This window comes from Sphingobium sp., from assembly GCF_003248505.1.
GTDB lineage: Bacteria > Pseudomonadota > Alphaproteobacteria > Sphingomonadales > Sphingomonadaceae > Sphingobium.
Window position 1 is genome coordinate 1 of the sequence record NZ_QFOA01000043.1, and the last position, 17,311, is coordinate 17,311.

The 17,311-nt window shown below is 63.5% G+C and carries 11 protein-coding genes; 7 read left to right on the top strand and 4 right to left on the bottom strand.

Annotated features, from left to right (window positions below):
* The 4 genes from DI606_RS13105 to DI606_RS13120 form a co-directional block, all read left to right on the top strand.
* On the top strand, window positions 1–851 hold an 851-nt coding region (locus DI606_RS13105), incomplete at its 5' end, for a TetR/AcrR family transcriptional regulator (protein ID WP_293983719.1).
* A gap of 187 nt (window positions 852–1,038) precedes the next feature.
* Entirely contained in the window at window positions 1,039–2,001 is a 963-nt protein-coding gene (locus DI606_RS13110) for an efflux RND transporter periplasmic adaptor subunit (RefSeq protein ID WP_293983721.1), read from the top strand.
* Entirely contained in the window at window positions 1,998–5,147 is a 3,150-nt protein-coding gene (locus DI606_RS13115) for an efflux RND transporter permease subunit (RefSeq protein WP_293983723.1), read from the top strand. Before DI606_RS13110 ends, DI606_RS13115 begins: the two co-directional genes overlap by 4 nt.
* A gap of 76 nt (window positions 5,148–5,223) precedes the next feature.
* Window positions 5,224–5,877 (top strand): YjbE family putative metal transport protein, encoded by a 654-nt coding sequence (locus tag DI606_RS13120; RefSeq protein WP_293983725.1) that lies wholly within the window; start codon window positions 5,224–5,226, stop codon window positions 5,875–5,877.
* 105 nt (window positions 5,878–5,982) lie between these two features.
* Here DI606_RS13120 and DI606_RS13125 read toward each other — a convergent pair whose 3' ends face one another.
* The 3 genes from DI606_RS13125 to DI606_RS13135 are packed head-to-tail and all read right to left on the bottom strand — an operon-like array spanning window position 5,983 to window position 9,885.
* Window positions 5,983–7,290: a CitMHS family transporter gene (locus DI606_RS13125; protein WP_293983727.1), complete on the bottom strand. Its 1,308-nt coding sequence runs from the start codon at window positions 7,288–7,290 to the stop codon at window positions 5,983–5,985.
* Window positions 7,291–7,327: 37 nt separating this feature from the next.
* Window positions 7,328–8,830 (bottom strand): porin, encoded by a 1,503-nt coding sequence (locus DI606_RS13130; RefSeq protein WP_293983728.1) that lies wholly within the window; start codon window positions 8,828–8,830, stop codon window positions 7,328–7,330.
* A 2-nt stretch (window positions 8,831–8,832) separates the two neighbouring features.
* The gene (locus tag DI606_RS13135) at window positions 8,833–9,885 is read right to left on the bottom strand and encodes an ABC transporter substrate-binding protein (RefSeq protein ID WP_293983763.1); all 1,053 of its coding nucleotides are present in this window, start codon (window positions 9,883–9,885) and stop codon (window positions 8,833–8,835) included.
* Window positions 9,886–10,015: 130 nt separating this feature from the next.
* Here DI606_RS13135 and DI606_RS13140 point away from each other — a divergent pair, with 130 nt between their 5' ends.
* The 3 genes from DI606_RS13140 (at window position 10,016) to DI606_RS13150 (ending at window position 15,118) form a co-directional block, all read left to right on the top strand.
* Window positions 10,016–10,669 (top strand): response regulator transcription factor, encoded by a 654-nt coding sequence (locus DI606_RS13140; protein ID WP_293983730.1) that lies wholly within the window; start codon window positions 10,016–10,018, stop codon window positions 10,667–10,669.
* Entirely contained in the window at window positions 10,659–12,077 is a 1,419-nt protein-coding gene (locus DI606_RS13145; protein WP_293983732.1) for a sensor histidine kinase, read from the top strand. The genes DI606_RS13140 and DI606_RS13145 overlap by 11 nt, the downstream gene beginning before the upstream one ends.
* Window positions 12,078–12,259: 182 nt before the next feature.
* Window positions 12,260–15,118 carry a TonB-dependent receptor gene (locus DI606_RS13150; RefSeq protein WP_293983734.1) on the top strand — a complete coding sequence of 953 codons (2,859 nt, stop codon included), beginning with the start codon at window positions 12,260–12,262 and terminating at the stop codon, window positions 15,116–15,118.
* Window positions 15,119–15,224: 106 nt separating this feature from the next.
* On the opposite strand, the gene DI606_RS13155 is transcribed toward DI606_RS13150, so the two are convergent.
* Window positions 15,225–17,270 carry a M3 family metallopeptidase gene (locus DI606_RS13155; RefSeq protein ID WP_293983736.1) on the bottom strand — a complete coding sequence of 682 codons (2,046 nt, stop codon included), beginning with the start codon at window positions 17,268–17,270 and terminating at the stop codon, window positions 15,225–15,227.
* Between the last annotated feature and the right edge of the window lie 41 nt (window positions 17,271–17,311).

Below are 17,311 nucleotides of genomic sequence, written 5' to 3' on the forward strand. Positions count from 1 at the left end.
GCCGGAGCCGCGCGCCGTTATGGCCGGCCCATAGGAAAATTCCGCCGGTGCCGTCATTTTGGGAGCCACGTAGCGAGGCCCAACCGCGCAACCGCTTAATAAAAGGGCTGCGGTCGATACGAGAAAGATTGATCGCAGACTGCGCATGGAATCCCCCGAGGGCAGAAACTTCAGGTGACCGATGTATTGATTGGTCACAATTTGTCAATCCAAGCAAGCTTGCGTATGTTGAGCCCATGACCGAGACATTAGCAACCAGCGTCGGTCGCGGCCCGACAGAGCATGCCGTGCGCGACCAGATCATCGAAGCGGCGAACGATTGCTTCGCACGCTATGGCTACGGTAAGACGACGGTCGCCGACCTCGCGCGTGAGATTGGTTTTTCCAAGGCTTACATCTATCGCTTTTTCGAATCGAAGCAGGCGATTGGAGAAGCGATCTGCAGTGCCAGACTCGAAAGAATTCTCGACGCCGCCAAGGCCGCTGTCGACGAAGGAGAGAGCGCGCCAGAGAAGTTTCGTAGATTTTTCAAAGTCATAACGAATATGGGTGTTGAGCTATTCTTCGATGACAGGAAAATATACGAGATCGCGGCCTCTGCGGCTGCGGAGCATTGGGTATCGGCCAGGGCATATGCGGACGCGCTTCGCGGCATGATTTCCGATATCGTTTGGGATGGCAGGGAAAAGGGGGAGTTCGAACGGAAGACTCCGCTCGATGAAGCATGCCGCGCCATCTTCTACGCGATGACGCCGTTTGTCGACCCGCTCCACCTCGAACGCAATCTGGATCTGCTTCCCGATGCCCAGACCGAACTTACGGGCCTCATCTTGCGAAGCTTGGCACCCTGAGCCCTCTATGACCTATTGACAAAATGGTCACATGAAAACATCTACGCTCCAACCTTTGGAGGATTCGTAGGTGTCGGATCATTTTCTCGTCCGCAACGGGGCAGTCTCCTTATCGCTTTTGCTTGGACTGGCGGCATGCTCGCATGCCGACCCCGATCCGCGTACCGATCCGCCGCTGGTGAGGACCATGTCCCCGTACCAAGCCCAGGCTAGCGGTCGAGAATTCACCGGGGTCGTCGCCGCACGGATGCAGAGCGACATCGGCTTCCGCGTCGCTGGCAAGATTACCGAGCGTTTGGTGAATGCAGGCGACGTCGTTCGCCGTGGGCAGCCGCTCATGCGCCTCGACATCGCCGATCTCGCGCTCGCCACTCAGGCTGCGGGCAGAAACGTCGATGCAGCACGCGCCGCCACCCGACAGACCGCCGCCGACGAACGCCGGCTGCGCGACCTGGTCGCAGCGGGCGCGATTTCCGCCTCCACCTATGACAAGGCGAAGGCCGCCGCCGATGCCGCCGCCGCTCAACTCAGCGCGGCACAGGCGCAGGCGGGCATCGCCCGCAATAGCGCCTCCTACGGCGTATTGTTGGCCGACGCCGACGGCACGGTCGTGGAAACGCTGGCAGAGCCGGGACAGGTGGTCTCCGCCGGGCAGGCCGTGGTTCGCGTCGCTCGTTCCGGCCCTCGCGAGGCATCGGTACAGTTGCCGGAGAATCTGCGACCGGCGATCGGTTCGACCGCCACGGCCCGCACCTATGACGGCGGAAGCGGTGCGGCGACGCTGCGGCAATTATCGGACGCGGCAAATCCGGCGTCGCGCACCTTCGAGGCCCGCTATGTCCTGGGCGGCAGCGCGGCGCGCGCCCCGCTTGGTGCCACCGTCACGATCACCCTCGCCACCGGCGGCGAAAGTGCCGCCGTCGAAGTGCCGCTCGGCGCGATCCGCGATACCGGTCACGGCGCTGGGGTGTGGGTCGTTCGCCCTGGCAACCAGCCAACCGTCACCTGGAGGCCGGTGCGCATCGTCGGGCTTGGCGAGGAAACCGCTCGGGTCGCTGCCGTATTCCGGCCTTCTGAACGGGTTATCGCGATGGGAGCGCATATGTTGCACGAGGGGCAGCCCGTCCGCATCGAACGGTCTGCCAAGTGAGCGGCAGCGAACCCGGCGAGCGCGGCTTCAATCTCTCCGCGCTCGCCGTGCGCGAGCGCTCAGTAACCTTGTTCTTCCTGATCGCGATCATCGCGGCGGGCACCGTTGCATTTCTCAAGCTCGGTCGCGCCGAAGATCCCGGCTTCACCATCAAGGTTATGACCGTGGTGACCGCTTGGCCCGGCGCCACCGCGGAAGAAATGCAGGATCAGGTTGCCGAGCCGCTGGAAAAGCGGCTGCAGGAACTGCGCTATTATGATCGCAGCGAAACCTTCACTCGCCCCGGCCTTGCCTTCACCACGCTGACGCTGCGCGACAATACGCCTCCGGCTGACGTTCCCGACCAATTTTACCAAGCCCGCAAGAAGATGGGCGACGAGATGGCGAAGCTGCCGCGCGGCGTCGTCGGCCCATTCGTAAACGACGAATATGGTGACGTGACCTTTGCGCTGTACGCGCTCAAGGCAAAGGGCGAACCCCAGCGGAACCTCGTTCGCGAGGCGGAAACGCTGCGTCAGCGATTGTTGCACGTCCCCGGCGTCAACAAGATCAACATCGTGGGCGAACGACCGCAGCGCATCTATGTCGAATTTTCCGAGCAGCGCCTGGCGACGCTCGGCGTGTCCGCGCGCGATATTTTCGAAGCCTTGGCGAAGCAGAACCTCGTTACGCCCGCAGGCTCTATTGAAACCAACGGCCAGCAGGTCGCGATCCGCCTCGACGGCGCTTTCGACGACCTGTCGAAGATTCGCGAGATGCCGATCGCGGCCGACGGTAACAGCCTGCGTCTGTCGGACATCGCCACGGTCGAGCGCGGCTATGAAGACCCTGCCACTTTCCTGGTCCGCAACGGCGGGGAGCCCGCGCTGCTGCTCGGGGTCGTGATGCGCGATGGCTGGAACGGTCTGGAACTGGGCAAGGCACTGAATGCCGAAGTGGTCAAGGTGCAGAAGGAACTGCCGCTCGGCATGACCTTGACGCCTGTGACCGACCAGTCGGTGAACATCAGCGACGCCGTCGACCAGTTCATGCACACCTTTCTCGAAGCACTGGCCATCGTGATGATCGTCAGCCTGATCAGCCTGGGCTGGCGCGTGGGCCTCGTCGTTGCCGCCGCCGTGCCGCTGACGCTTGCGATTGCGCTCGTCGTGATGTGGGCGACGGGCCGGATGCTCGACCGGATCACCCTGGGTGCGCTGATCCTCGCGCTCGGCCTGCTGGTCGACGATGCGATCATCGCGATCGAGATGATGGTGGTTAAGATGGAGGAGGGGTACGACCGTATCCGCGCCTCCGCCTATGCATGGAGCCATACCGCCGCGCCGATGCTGGCGGGCACGCTGGTCACGGTGATCGGGCTGATGCCGGTCGGCTTCGCGCAATCGACCGCGGGCGAATATGCCGGCAACATTTTCTGGGTGGTCGGCTTCGCGCTGATAGCGTCGTGGTTCGTCGCGGTGATCTTTACCCCATATATGGGCGTGAAAATGCTGCCCCATATCGAGCCGGTCGACGGTGGCCATCACGCCATCTACCAGACGCCACGCTATCAGCGGGTTCGCAGCGTCATCGCCTGGGCGGTGTTGCGCAAGAAATATGTCGCGCTGATCACGCTCGGCGCGTTCTTCGTAGCCGGGGCGGGCATGGCGCTGGTCAAGAAGCAGTTCTTTCCCACATCGGATCGCCCCGAACTGCTCGTCGAAGTGCAGATGCCAAAGGGCACCGCGCTCGCCCGGACCAGCGCAGCGACCGAGCAGGTGGAGGCATGGCTCCAGCAGCAGCCGGAGGCGAAGATCGTCACATCCTATATCGGCCAAGGCGCGCCGCGCTTCTTCATGGCGCTTTCGCCCGAACTACCCGATCCGTCCTTCGCCAAGGTCGTCGTGCGCACGCCCGACGAGGCGGCGCGCGACCGGCTGAAATTGAAGCTGCGGCAGGCCGTTGCCGATGGGCTGGCCCCGGCGGCGCGCGTCCGCGCCACCCAGTTGGTGTTCGGTCCGCCTTCGCCCTTTCCCGTCGCCTTCCGGGTCACCGGTCCCGACCTCGCGATTATACGCAGCATAGCCGAGCGTGTGCAGGGCGTGATGCAGGCCGATCCGATGCTCCGCACGGTCAACAGCGACTGGGGCGACCGTGCGCCGGCGCTCCACTTCGTCCTCGACCAGGAGCGGCTCCGCGCCTTCGGCCTCACCTCCAGCGACGTCGCCGACCAGCTCCAGTTCCTGTTGAGCGGGGCGCCGGTCAGCCAGGTGCGCGAAGATATCCGCTCTGTCGAGGTCGTGGCCCGCTCGGCCGGCACCGACCGGCTCGATCCCGCCCGGATCGGCGATTACCAGCTGATGGGCGCGAACGGCCAGCGCGTACCTGTCAGCCAGATCGGCAAGGTCGAGGTGCGGATGGAAGATCCCATCCTTCAGCGCCGCGACCGCTTGCCGACCATCACCGTGCGTGGCGACATCGCCAATGGGTTGCAGCCGCCCGACGTGTCGACAGCGGTGCTCGCCAAACTCCAGCCAATCGTTGAGAGCCTGCCGAGCGGATATCGCATCGAAACGGCGGGCTCGATCGAGGAAGCGGCCAAGGCGAACAGCGCGTTGGCCCCGATCTTCCCGATCATGATCTTCCTGATGATGATCGTGATCATTCTACAGGTGCGCAGCCTGTCGGCGATGGGCATCGTGCTGGCGACCGCGCCGCTCGGCCTGATTGGGGTGGTGCCCACGTTGATCGTGACCGGCCAGCCCTTCGGCTTCAACGCCATCCTCGGGTTGATCGCGCTGGCGGGCATCCTGATGCGCAACACGCTCATTCTGATCGGCCAGATTCACGATAACGAGAAGCTGGGGATGACGCCCTATGACGCGGTGGTGGAGGCGACCGTGCAGCGCTCGCGACCGGTGATCCTGACTGCGCTGGCCGCGGTGCTCGCCTTCGTGCCGCTGATCAAGTCGGTGTTCTGGGGATCGATGGCGGTCACGCTGATCGGCGGCACCCTGGGCGGCACGATCCTGACCCTGTTGTTTTTACCCGCGCTCTACGCATTGTGCTTTCGGATCAAGCCTCCAAATCCGGCGCCCACTAGCAGCAATCCGAAGACGGAGGCGGCGTTCGGCTCAGGCCCAGATGCGACGAAAAGCGTGCTTTGACCGCCCCTGCGCCGATGAAAGGTGAGTGACAGGTAGATCGCATAGCCACCGGCGGACATACTGGCTTGGAGGTTCTATGAACGATATCTGGACACACATCGCCTCCGATTTCACTGACTTCGGTTCGGCTTCCGCGCTTGCGGCATTCGGACAGGTCGTGCTGATTGACATAATGCTGGCGGCGGACAACGCCATCGTGGTCGGCGCACTGGCTGCGGGCTTGCCGCCCGCGTCGAGGCGTAAGGTGATCGCGATCGGCGTGATCGCGGCGCTGATGTTGCGCATCGCCTTTGCGCTGATGGTGACGCAACTGATGCAATTGGTCGGCCTCGTGTTCGCAGGCGGGCTGCTGCTGATATGGGTTGCGTGGAAGATGTGGCGCGAACTGCGATCCGGCGGCGAAGCTGAGGATGGCGAGAATATCGCCGGCACGGCCGCGCCCAAAGGGTTCGCGCAAGCGGCCTGGGCTGTCGCTGTCGCTGACGTGTCGATGAGTCTCGACAATGTGCTCGCCGTCGCGGGTGCCGCGCGAGAGCATCCCGGCATATTGGTCGTTGGCCTCGTCCTCTCGGTCGCATTGATGGGCGTCGCGGCAAACCTGCTGGCCCGCGTCATCGAGCGCTATCGGGCAATCGCCTATGTCGGTTTGCTGGTGATCCTCTATGTCGCGGGCAAGATGATCTACGAAGGTGCCATCGATCCCGCGACGGGTCTCGTGACCCTTCTCTAGGTGTCGCCGGGGCGGTGCGCTGGCGGGAGCCAGCGGAGCGCTCGCAGCAGGGTATCGAACCGCGACCCGATCGGGACAGGCGGATCGCGGTTCGATACGGAAAACTCAGGCTACAAGCGGAAACGCCAGTGCAACGATGCCGACGAGCGTCATGACGATGCACACCGCGGCGGCGGGTAGCAACGTAAAGCGCTGGTGATCGGCAAGATCGACGCCCGCCAGGCTGACCAGCAGATAGGTGGAGGGCACCAGCGGGCTGAGCAGGTGCACCGGTTGCCCCATCAGCGACGCGCGGGCGATTGCCATCGGCTCCACACCGTAATGCGCGCCCGCCTCCGCGAGGATCGGCAACATGCCGAAATAGAAGGCGTCGTTGGAAATGAAGAAAGTGAAGGGCATGGACAGCAAGGCGGTGATCGGGGCCATATAGGGGCCAAGCGCCGGTGGAATGACGCCGACCACTTCCTTGCTCATCGCCTCGACCATGCCGGTGCCGCCAAGGATGCCGGTAAAGATGCCGGCGGCAAAGATCAGCGACACGACAGACAGGACGTTGCCGGCATGGGCGGCGATCCGCTCCTTCTGTTCGGCGACATGCGGATAGTTGACGATCATCGCAATGGCAAAGGCGATCATCATGAGCACGGATAGCGGGAGGATGCCCCATACCAACAGGCTGAGCAGCGTGACGACCAGCACGGCATTGACCCAGCGTAGATGCGGCCGACGGGCTTCGGGATATTGCGACACGCCAAGGTCGGCGATATCGATGGGTTCTCGCTGGCGCATTTGGACGTGGCCCAGGCGGCGGCGCTCCTTGATCCCGAACCAGAAGGCAAGGCCGAGCAGGAAGGCGAGACCCGCGATCATGCCCGGGATCAGCGGCAGGAACAGAGTGGCGGGGTCGAGTTTCAGCGCGCTGGCGGCGCGCGCGGTCGGCCCGCCCCAGGGTGTCAGGTTCATGATCCCGCTCGTCACCATCAACAGGCAGACGAGATAGATGCGCTTCATCTCGAACCGCTTGTAGAGCGGCAGCAGCGCGGCGATCGTGATGATGTAGGTGGTCGACCCGTCACCATCGAGGCTGACGAGAGCGCACAGCACGACGCTGCCCAGCAGGATCAGCAGGGGATCGCCATGCACCAGGTTGACCAGCCGTCCGACGAGCGGATCGAATAGCCCGGTGTCGGTCATGGTGGAAAAGAACAGGATGGCAAACAGCAGCATGACGCCGGTGGGTGCCAGATTCTTGATGCCCTCGATCATCATGTCGCCAAGACCGGCGGATTGTCCGGCCAGCAGGCCGAATAGCGAAGGAATGACGATCAACGCGACCAGCGGCGTCATTTTCTTGGTCATGATCAGCGTCATGAAGGTGGCGACCATCAGGAAGCCAAGCAGGGCAAGGTTCATCGCTGCGTCCTCGAAGGGTGCGGGAAAGGGAAAGGGATCAGAAGGTCACGCCGACGCGTGCGCTCACGGTCTGGCCGTCGTCGCTGCCCGTAAAGCTGCCGGCCCGATTGTCCGTACGCCAATGGATCGCGTTCAGCTGAAGGCGGGTGAAGCTGTTGAGATACCAGTTCACGCCGAGCGTTGCGGCCCACCCGTCACCGCCCAACACCAGATCGGTATAGTCGAGATTTTCATAGCGGGCGGTCAACTCGATCGCGCCCGGGCCCCCGTCGAAGGTCGGGCGCAGCACATTGGGCTGGCCGAAGCTGCCGAGGCGCGGATTATAAGGCGGAAGTTCGCCTGTCAGGAAAAACCCGGTAGACAGGCTCCACGCCTTGCTGGTGAAATTCGGGCGGTCGCCGGTCAGGCGCGCGATGCGGCGGCCCGCTTCCCCCATGATCCAGAGGCTGCCGGTATATCCGCCAAGCTCGATGCCATAGCCGGTGGTCGAACGCCCGCCCAGCAATTCGCCGGTCGCCACTCTCACCGTGCCGTTGAAGCGCCCGCCAATGACCGTGCTGCGCGTCAGCGTGGTCGCGGCGTCGGACAGCGCTTCGTCAAAGCCCCACGCGCCAAGGTGAAGGAGCGCGCGGTCGGTCTTGATCGGGTTCCAATGCGCACGCGCGCTGACTGTACGGCTGTCGTTGGTTGCCTGTTGTCCGTCGATCCGGTCACCCGTCACGCTGGCCGACGCATGCCAGTTGGGGCCGAACAAACGCGCCATGATGCCGATGCCGTAGAACCCGCGCTGAGGGATAATCGCCGTCGAAACAGTGCTGCGTTCCAGGAAGGGGGTGGAATCGGACCCGGTGCTCCCTTCGAATGCGCGGTCGTTGAACAGATGGCCTGCACGCACGTCATAATCGACCTTGCTGCTCAATCGATTGCGCCATCCGAGGAATGCCGTGACGATATCGACCTCGTTTTCCGAAAAATCGCTCTCGAACTGGTAGAAGAAGTGAGGGCCGACCCCGCCCTCCAGGCCGAGCCGCAACGCGCGCATCCCGGTGGTGGTGGTGTTGCGATCGTCGAAGCGCGAACCGAAGGTCGAACTGACATCGACCAGGATACGACCGCGCGGCTTGTAGGTAAAAACGCCGTCGGCGGAGCGGAAGACCGGGAGGCCCGCGCCCCATTCGGTCGTGACGCCAGCCGGATTGGCGGCAACGGCGCGCGCCTGCGCAACGTCGAGGTCTGCGGGGCCGGGGGGCACGATCTGCGGCGCGAACGGCGCGATGACCAGTGTCGGGGCGGCTTGCTTCTGGGCTAGTTGGGGCGCGGGTTGAAGATCCGGTGCGGCGTCCGGGGCGGGGGCAGCGGATTGCTGCGCCACGCCTTGCGCTTCCAGCTTGTCGAGGCGCGCTTTCAACGATGCGATTTCGGCCGCCTGCGCCTTCACGAGCGCAGCCAGTTCTTCTGCGGTCGGCGCTTGCGCCAGCGCGGGCGTGGCGGCGATCAGCGCCAGCGCGGCGCACCCCGCGCGCAAAAACGGGATATTCATGGTCACTTGGCTCCGGTGGCGAGGATCGCGTTCCACTCACGCAGGAAGCGCTGTCGTTTCAGGCGATCGAGATTGGCGAGAAGTTGCGGACCGACCCGCACCGGGCGCGCTTGCGCCGCAGGGAGGCGGCGACCGCGAATGTCGGTGCGGACCGGCCAGAGGCTATGCTGGGCAAGCAGCGACTGGCCTTGGCGTGACAGCAGGAAGTCGAGAAACAGCTTGGCGGCGGCGGGATGCCGGGCTTCGCGCGCGATGAAGGCGATGCGCGACATGATGATCGTGTAATCCTGCGGGAAAACGACGCCGATGCGCGGGTCGCGGCGGGCCCTTTCCAGGGCGTAGGAGCCGATGACATTATAGGCGATGGAGAGCCGACCTTCGGCCACGCCGCGCAGCATCGGTTCCGTGGTGATCGACAGGGCGGGGCGGGTTGCAGCCATCGCCTGCACCAGCGATCGTGTGTCAGCCGTTATCGCGTAATCCTGCGTCAGATAGAGATAGCCCGTGTTCGACCGGGCCGGGTCGAAGGTCGCGACCTTGCCCATAAGGGTCCGGCGATCCTTGCGCAGCATTGCCTCCAGCGCGGCGTGGCTGCGCGGCGGGTTGGGGATCGCCTTCTTGTTGTAGACATAGGCGATCGGCTCTGCCGTGACGCCGAATCCCATATTCTTCCATACGGCGGAAGGCGGCAGCGCGGGCTTTTCCGGGCTGGCATAGGCTTGTGCAAAGCCGTCGTTGATCAATTTGACCTGTTGGTCCATCGCCGAGGACCAGACGAGATCGGCGGACGGCTTGTGCGTTCGCGCTTCCGTGACGAAGCGGCGGAACATCTCGTTCGAACCCAAATCCGTATAACGGACGATGACGCCGGGATAGCGACGCTGAAAGGCCAGGATCAGCGGCGCCATTTCGGCAGTGTCGGCGTTCGCATAGACGACGACTTGCCGCTCCGTGCGGGCGTCGGCGATCAATTGTTCGTAGGATCGCGGATAGCCCGCCGGTCGGTCCGCAATTGCTGCGGTGGCCGGCACAGCCAGACTTGCCAAGACCGCCACTATCCGAATAACCCGTTTCAAACGCCTGCTCCTCGCTTTTCCGTTTCTGTCGCCGGATAAAATGTGATGGTCGGGTACGAAGCCAAGCTGTCATCAACCTTTCAGCATCGGGTGCCCCATTCGGATTTTGATGATCGAGGATGACGCTGCATTGGCGCGCAGCATTTCCGCCTTGCTGAGGGCAGGGGGGCACGCGGTGGACCATGTCGCCAGCGGCGAGGACGCATTGGCGGTCGTCGGCAGCGAGCCCTATGCGCTTGTGATCCTGGACGTGGGCCTGCCCGATATCGACGGTTTTGCGGTGCTGGCGGAGTTGCGGCGGCGGGGCGACAAGGTGGCGGTGCTCATGCTCACCGCGCGCGACGCGCTGGACGACCGCGTGCGCGGCCTTGACCTGGGGGCGGACGATTATCTGCGAAAGCCCTTCGACCCGGAAGAACTCGAAGCACGGGTCCGGGCGCTCGGGCGGCGACGCGGGGGCGATCCGACGCCGGAATTGAGCGTCGGAACACTGACCATCCACCGCTCATCCGGTGCAGCGGAGGTGGCGGGCCGTCCTCTCGATCTGCGTCGGCGGGAGCTTGCCGTTCTGGAAGCCCTCGCGACCAGAGCCGGACAGGTTGTGCCACGCGAATTGCTCATCGGCGAGGTGTTCGGCTTCGACGAGCCGGTCGGCGGCAACGCCATCGAAGTGCATGTGACGCGATTGCGCGGCAAACTGGCCCCCGACGGTCCCGGCATCCGCACAGTGCGCGGCGTGGGCTATATGCTCGATGCCGGGTAGCAGGGGTGCCATCGCGCTGCGTACCCGGCTGTTGGCGGCCATGCTGGGGCCGTTGCTCGGCGCGGCGGCCATTATCGGCATAGGCGGCGCCACGCTGATCGCAGACGTCGTGCGCCGGACCAACGACCGCGTGCTGGGTGGCGCGCTGGGTGCAATCGCGGAAACGGTGCAGGTCGAACGGGGCGAAGTCACGCTCGATCTGCCGCCTGCGGCATTTGGCATGCTGGAAAATAGCGAGCGCGACAACGTCTACTACCGCATCGCTGTCGGGCCAACATTGTTGACCGGCTATGCCGACCTGCCCGCGCCCGATCCCGCGACGATGACGGTCGATCAGCCCCGCTATCGCTTTTCGACCTATCGTGACCAGGGCATCCGCATAGCCGAAGTGAAGCGGATGTTGCCGCGTGTCGCTCAGCCGGTGGTCATACAGGTGGCGGAGACGCTTGAAAACCGGCGAACGCTGGCCTGGCATTTGACGGTGGCATTGCTGGTCGGAGAGGTGGCGCTGGTCGGGGTGGCGGTGCTTCTGCTGCGGCCCGCATTGGGATGGAGCTTGCGGCCGCTGGCGCGACTGCGAGGATCGGTCGAGGCGCGCGACGCGACGGTCAGGCCGGATTTCTCGCCGCTCGATACCGGGCCGCTCCCCTATGAGATTCAGCCGCTTGCGAGCGCATTCGATGGCCTGCTCGCGCAATTGGACCGGGCAACGGGCGGCGTCCGCCGTTTTACGGCCGATGCCTCTCACCAGATGCGCACGCCGCTGTCCGTGCTCAAGGTGCAGATCGAACTGGCGCGCCGCGGGTCTGCGGCCGCGATGGACGAAATCGCAGAGGCCGTGCAACGACTTGAGCGGCTTGTGACACAGTTGCTGGCCCTGGCCCGGGCCGAAGAAGCAGGAACGGCACCGCCTTTGGAGCAGGTCGACCTTAGGGAGGTCAGCAAGGCAGTCATCGGACGCCTCATCAACCAAGCTATTCAAGCCGGCGTTGAGATCGATCTGGCAGCGCCGGATCGGCAGGCCTATCTGGTGCAGGCGCATCGAACGCTGGTGTTCGAAATCATCGCCAACCTCATCGACAATGGCATTCGTTATAACCGTCCAGGCGGCACCGTCACGGTGGCGCTGTCGCAGAGGCATGAGGGAGTGCTGCTGTCGGTCAGCGACGACGGTCCAGGGATTCCGAAAGAATATCACGAGCGGATATTCGAGCGTTTCTTTCGCTTGCCCGGCAAGTGCGGACCCGACGGCACCGGCCTTGGGCTTGCGATCGTCCAGTCCGCTGCCTCCAGAATGGGCGCGCGGGTGATGATCGCCGAGACGTCGGTGGGAGCATGCGTGAACGTCTGCTTCGTAAAGTCCGGATCGAGCGATCGTCCGGCCGCCGCACTGCAGCATGATCCGTAACCCGATATCCTCTGTCCCCAAACGGACGGGCGGATAGTTGCAAAGAAGCGCTGCGTCGGCAACGAATGTTGCCTTCAGGCAACATAATGGCAAAATCTTCGGCGCTGGTGACATCGTCGATTGCCAGATGGGTGCGTGAAAGAAACATTACACTCACGGTTCGACCGATAAAGGGGTGTATCATGCGAATTAAAACTGCTTTGCAGTGCAGCGTCATGCTTGTGGCTGTTGCCTCGACGCTGCCGGCCTTTGCTCAATCCGCGCCGCAGAGCGACGACGGCGCGGCGATCATCGTGACAGGTTCGCGTATTCGCCAGAACCCACTGGAGCAGGATTCGCCCGTCATCACCGTCGATCAGCAGGCGCTTGCCCGCACCGGTCTTTCCGCGGTCGCCGATGTGTTGCAACGCTTGCCCAGCGCCAGCGGCGGCCTCAACAGCAAGGCGAACAACAGCGGCAATATCGGCAATCCGCCCGACGGCGGCGGCGTGGGCGCAGGATCGGCGGAAATCGACCTTCGCTATCTGGGATCGAAGCGTACGCTCGTACTGGTAGACGGCATGCGGTACGTCAACGGTTCGTCGGCGAGCGGCATTCCTGCGACGGTCGACCTCAACACCATTCCTGCGAACATGATTGAGCGGATCGAGGTGCTGCAATCGGGCCAGTCACCGCTCTATGGTTCCGACGCCCTTGCAGGCGTTGTCAACATCATCACCAAGGCAAGCCAGGAAGGGCTTCAGGCGTCGGCCCAGTTCGGTACCTATCGTCAGGGCGATGGCCACACCCAGGATTATCAGCTCAGCTACGGCATAAAGGCGCCGACGACCAATATCGTGTTCGGGGTCAGTTACGTGAAGCAGGATGCGGTGTCGACGCGCGACCGCCGCATCTCGCAATTTCCCAATCCGGGCCAGACAAGTTGCTCCGATTCCATCGGCGGCTGTTCGAGCGCGCCGGTCAACGGCTTCATCGATCTGGGTAACGGAACCCCGGTGCTGACGCCCAAAAATCCGCCATTGTCCGGTCGAGGCCGTTACGATCCGCTCAACCCCACCGGGCCGAACAGCGACTTCCGCGCTTTCACGACCGACGACCGTTTCAACTTCTCGCCCTATAATTACTTCCTGACGCCTTCCGAACGTTACGGCGGCTTCATCAGCGCCAAGCAGGAACTAAGCGATAATATCAACTTCCGCGCAAAGCTGGTCTACAATCGTCGCAATTCGCAGAATCAGGCTGCGTTCCTGCCCTTGTTTGTCGGGCCTGACGCAGGCAACGGCAATCTGCTCGACACCATCTCGATCGACGCGACCAACCCCTATAATCCGTTCGGCTATACGCTGTCGGCAGGTGGCAACGGGCAGGCTCCGACCTACTCCACGGTGCGCCGCCGCCTGGTGGAAGCGGGGCAGCGCACCTATTCGCAAAAGGTCGATACGATGACCATGTCGGGCGGCTTCGACGGGTCGTTCGATATCGGCAGCCATAAATGGTATTGGGACGCAACCGCCTTTTTCGGTTTCAACGACGCCAAACAGTTGTTCACGGGCAATATCAACGCGGCAAAACTTGCGCAGGCGCTCGGTCCGGTCGCCAACTGCACCGCACCTTGCGTGCCGTTCAACATCTTCGGCGGTGCAGGATCGGTGACGCCGGACATGCTGGCTTTCATCGCCTTCGATGAGCGTGCGAAGTCGCGCCAGGAAATCCGCGATTATACCGCGAACCTGTCGGGCGACCTGTTCGACCTGCCTGCCGGTCCGGTGGGTGTCGCCATCGGGTACGAGCATCGTTATCAGTTCGGCAGCTACAGTCCCGATCCGATCATCGCGGCAGGTCTGGGCGCGGACATCCCGTCGCTGCCCGCCAAGGGCAGCTATAATTCGGATGAAATCTACGCCGAGTTACGCGTGCCGGTGCTCAAGGATACGCCTTTCTTCCACTCGCTCGACCTCGATGGCGCGGTGCGTCACGCCAATTATTCGACGAGCGGCAGCAGCACGACCTTTACCGGGTCGGTTTTGTGGAAGCCGGTAGCGGACCTGCTGTTGCGCGGTTCCTATGCCGAAGGCTTCCGTGCGCCCAGCATCGGCGAGCTGTTCGGCGCAGCGTCGCGGTCCGACGCACCGATCGACGATCCGTGCACCAGCGCTGCGGGTGGTTTGTTCAACTCGAACGCCACCGTGCGGGCAAACTGCATCGCGAACGGCGTGCCCGCCAGCGGGAGCTATAACGAGCCGACCGGCGGCCAGCTCAGCGTTCTGACGGGCGGCAACCAGGCGCTGAAGCCCGAAACATCCAAGACCTGGTTGTTCGGCGGGGTGTACAGCCCGGCCTGGGTGCGCGACAGCGGTATCGGCAGCGCGCTCAGCCTGGAGGTCAACTATTACGATATCGAGGTGAACGACGCGATTTCCAACATCGCGCCCCAGGCTACGCTGTCGCGCTGCGCGCTTTTGGGCGATCCGCTTGCCTGCGGGTCGGTCGTCCGGACCGGTAGCGGCCTCATATCGCGTATCAACGGCGTGCTTCAGAATATCGGCAGCATCAAGACGCGCGGGATCGACGTCACCTTCAACTATCGATCGCCCAACACCGGTGCAGGCACGATAGGCCTGTCGGCCACCGGCAATTTCCTGCTGAAATATGATGAGACATTTCCGTCCGCCGATGGATTCACCACCACCAGCTACCGTGGCACGACACGCGGCTTTCCCGATCAGTCCTATCCCAGGTTCAAGGGCAATGCGGTCATCGACTGGACCATGGAAAGCCTGACCGCATCCTTCACCGGTCGCTACATTCGCGGCGTGACGGAAGCGGACGGCAAGCGGCTTGGCAACACTTTCTACGGCGATGTGCAGATATCCTTCACCCCGGCCTTTCTCGACCGGCGGACGAGCTTCACGATCGGTGTGAACAATGTGTTCAACCAGGACCCGCCCGCCTGCTTCAGCTGCACCGGGCCGAACTACGATCCCACCACCTATGACGTGCCGGGCCAGTTCGGCTATGCGCGTATCAGCTACAAGATGTAGCCGAAAAGACCTAGGGGGGGGCGGCGGCCCGGTTCGGGGCCGCCCCCTCATCCGTTGCCAGGAGGGATATCGAAGTCGGCCGATATCCCTCCTGCTTTGCGTCGCCCTATGCCGGATCGCTAGGGTCGACTGCCATTCCGCGGCGCGCCAGCATGGCGTCCAGCTCCGCATCGCGACCGCGGAACGCGCGGAAACTTTCCGCCGCCGGCCGGGTCGCGCCCCTGGCCAGCACTTCGTGGCGAAGCGAATCGCCGGTTGCGCGGTCGAGAAGCCCGGCATCGACAAAGCGCCGGAAGCCATCGGCGGCTAGCACCTCGGCCCATAAATAGCTGTAATAGCCCGCCGCATAGCCGCCCGCGAAGATATGGCTGAACGCATGGGGGAAGCGGTGCCAGGCAGGTGGATGAATGACCGCCACCTCTTCGCGTACGGCGTCGATGACCTCGACAGGATCGGACCCCATCGTGCCCAGATGCAGCAGCAGATCGAACAACGCGAATTCGACCTGTCGCACGATGAACATGCCCGACTGGAAATGGCGCGCGGCCTGCATCTTTTCGAACAGGTCGGCGGGCAACGCCTCACCTGTCCGATGATGGCGGGACATGACGGTCAACACCCTCGCATCCCAGGCAAAATCTTCCATCAACTGGCTGGGAAGCTCGACCGCGTCCCATTCGAATCCATTGGTCCCGGCAATGCTCGGACGGTTCACCTCGGTGAACAGCAAGTGCAGGCAGTGACCGGTTTCATGCAGCAGCGTTTCGACATCGCTGTGCGACAGGAGCGAGGGCGTATCGACGCCGTGCGGCGCAAAATTGCAGGTGAGGTAGGCTACGGGATGGCTGAGCGCGTTGCCGTCACGAAGGCGAGGCCGCGCCTGCGCCATCCATGCGCCGCCCTGCTTGCCGGGGCGCGCGTGCAGGTCGAGATAGAGACCGGCGATTACGTCGCCATCCTCCTGCGTAACATCGTAATAGCGTGCATCGGGATGCCACAGTTCGACATCGTCGCGCAGGCGAAGCTGGATGCCGAACAACTGCTCCAGCAGGGAGCGCCATCCCACCATCACCTGGTCGACCGGGAAATAGGCGCGCACAGCCTGCTCATCGACGGCATAGCGCTCCATGCGCAGGCGGTTGGATACGAAGCCGATGTCCCATGGCGAGAGATCGTCGATGCCCAGCCGGGATGCGGCGAAGTCTGCGAGCAGGTCCAGGTCCCGCAGGGCGGAGGGGCGGGCGCGTGCGGCCAGATCGCGCAGGAAGTGCATCACTTCGTCCGCGTTAGGCGCCATCTTTGTCGCGAGCGACCATTCGACCGGATCGGCAAAGCCCAGCAGACCTGCCGCTTCACGCCGCAATTCCAGGATGCGGGCGATGCGTTCGCTATTGTCGAAGCGTCCGGAATGCGGCCCCTGATCCGATGCGCGCGTCCCGAACGCGGTATAGACGCGCTCGCGCAAGGGGCGATCCTGGGCGAAGGTGAGCACCGCGTTGACGCTGGGCGCATGGAGCGTCACCAGCCAACCGGTGTCGTGACCGGCGGAGCGGGCGGCGGCGGCGAACATTTCCATCGCCGCTTCGGGCAAGCCGACGAGAATGGCCGCATCGGTCACATGCTCATGCCACGCGTCGGTCGCATCGAGCACCGCGCTGGAAAAGGCGGTCGACAGGCGCGACAGTTCGATGGAAATTGCGGCGAAGCGCGCCCGCGCATCGTCGTCCAGCGCGACACCGGCCAAGCGGAAATCGCGGATCGCATGCTCGACCGCGACGCGATCGGCATCGGACAATTGGGCGAAGGCGGGGCTCTGTTCGAACGCGATGAAGAGGTCGTAGAGCGCGCGGTTCTGGCGTACCCGCGTCATCACGGAAACCAGCTTTTCCTCGCCTTCCGCATGGGTAGCGCGCAGGGTCGGGCTGTCTGCCACTGCCTTGAGCTGCGACACGGCCGACCATAGCGCGTCGATCGCATTTTCCGCGCGCTCTAGGGGCAGCCATAGCGTTTCGAACGTCATGGGGGCCGACCCGATCAGGTGATCGACCGTTTTTTCGTAGTCGGCCAGGGCCTTGTCCAACGCCGGCCCGATGGCTTCTGCGGTCAGCGATGAAAAGGGGGGGAGGGTGAGGGGGTTGAGCAGATCGGTCATACCGTCCCTATCCCGGAAAAATTCTTCGCGCGAAAGAGGCT